Annotated in this window: 3 protein-coding genes; 1 reads left to right on the top strand and 2 read right to left on the bottom strand. The window is 61.7% G+C overall.

Features of this window, described 5'->3' with window-relative positions:
• A partial coding sequence (locus AC6RA8_RS21910) for an MATE family efflux transporter (RefSeq protein ID WP_500355874.1) occupies positions 1–774 on the top strand: 774 nt, incomplete at its 5' end.
• A 55-nt stretch (positions 775–829) separates the two neighbouring features.
• On the opposite strand, the gene AC6RA8_RS21905 is transcribed toward AC6RA8_RS21910, so the two are convergent.
• Both AC6RA8_RS21905 and AC6RA8_RS21900 read right to left on the bottom strand, forming a co-directional pair.
• Positions 830–1,240, bottom strand: coding sequence for a hypothetical protein (locus AC6RA8_RS21905; RefSeq protein ID WP_500355872.1), 411 nt, complete (start codon positions 1,238–1,240; stop codon positions 830–832).
• Between the two features lie 10 nt (positions 1,241–1,250).
• Positions 1,251–1,697: aminotransferase class I/II-fold pyridoxal phosphate-dependent enzyme (locus AC6RA8_RS21900; protein WP_500355870.1), on the bottom strand; the 447-nt coding region annotated here is incomplete at its 5' end.

Genomic DNA, 1,697 nt, shown 5'->3' with positions numbered 1-1,697 from the left:
GTCATGGTCATCGGTGTGATCGGCTATGCGCTGTTCGTGCTGCCCGAACACCAACTCCTCAAACGGCTCTGGCGTCCGGACTGGGAAATGCTGGGTCGCGTGTTCCGCCTTGGGCTGCCTATCGGTCTCACCAACCTCAGCGAGGTCGGGCTGTTCGCGGCTTCTGCGTTCATGATGGGGTGGCTCGGAACCATTCCGCTTGCCGCGCACAACATCGCACTGCAGCTGGCGTCCATTACATTCATGGTGCATCTCGGGCTCAGCAATGTGGCAACCATCCGGGCCGGCAACGCCTATGGCCGGGGGGACCTGGACCACATGCTGCGCGGTGCCCGCACTGTCATTGTGATGAGCCTGGGAATGGCGCTGGCCACTATCGTGCTGTTCATCGCATTGCCCGAACCTCTGATTTCCCTGTTCATGGATCGGGACGAGCCTGCTCGAGATCAGATTCTCGAGATCGGGGTGCTGCTTCTGGCCCTTGCCGCCCTGTTCCAGTTGGTGGACGGGGCGCAGGTGATCGCGCTGGGCCTGTTGCGCGGGGTGCAGGACACCACAGTGCCTATGGTGCTTGCCGGGGTATCTTATTGGCTGGTTGGAATGCCCGCTTCTTACATCCTCGGGTTCGTTCTGGATTGGGGCGGGCCGGGCATCTGGCTGGGCCTTGTGCTGGGGCTGGCGTGCGCCGGGGTGGCGCTCATGCTGCGGTTCTGGACTGTTTCTGTGCCGCGACTTGGGAGGGTCACCGGGCCGGACGCTGTTTCCACCCCGTGAACGGGCCGGAAAGACGCCCCGCCCGCCGTCCCGTATTCTGACGTGCGGGCAGTTCCTAGCCCTTGGCGCCTTTCATCAGGCGGTCCGCCTTCTTGCGCACCAGCACCGACCGCAGATCGTGCATGGCCAGCAGCAGGGCGTCGGTCACATCTTCCAACTGATCCTCTGTCGCACGGCTTTGTGCCCACTGGGTCGTCAGGTTCAGGTAGTCGATGGCACGATGGATGTCATCGATGTCGCGATGGGCCAGTACCTTGGCCCGGTCTTCCATCCATGCCTTGATCCGGGTCAGGTCGTCAGGTGACAAGGTACGATCGCCGTGCGGCTTGATCTCACCGTTGCGGATGTTGACGACTGCGATTTGGTCCATCTCGATCCGGCGCTGCCGGTTCTCGGTATCAACCCGAAACACGGCCGCACCGTTCTCGCGTACACGGAAATAATAGTCAGGAAGCTCCGCGCCCATCGGTCCCTCTTTACTTCAACCCCGCGCAGAAGGTCTGGATGCGGGTGCAGGCCTCTTTCAGGGCCTCGTCCGACGTAGCGTAGCTGACCCGGAAGTTTGGCGATAGTCCAAAGGCGGCACCAAAGACGACCGCAACACCCGTCTCTTCCAAGATCGCCGTGCAAAAAGCCTCATCATCGACAATCTTCGTGCCGCCGGCAGATGTCTTGCCTATGCAGCCCGCGATGGACGGATAGACATAAAAGGCCCCGTCCGGCACCGGGCAGGCAATGCCTTCGGCTGCATTCAGCATCTCCACCACCAGATCGCGGCGCCGCTTGAAGATCTCGTTGTTGGGCGCAATGAACTCTTGGGTGCCGTTCAGGGCCTCGACCGCTGCGTATTGGCTAATCGAACAGGGGTTGGATGTGGATTGCGACTGCACCTTGCGCATCGCCTTGATCAGGTCCTCGGGGCC

Source organism: Tateyamaria sp. (genome assembly GCF_059783535.1).
This window is presented reverse-complemented; position numbering and strand designations above follow the sequence as displayed.

Coding starts and splice junctions, on each gene's coding strand:
- AC6RA8_RS21905 (WP_500355872.1), bottom strand. CDS start 1,240: ATGGGCGCGGAGCTTCCTGACTATTATTTCCGTGTACGCGAGAACGGT.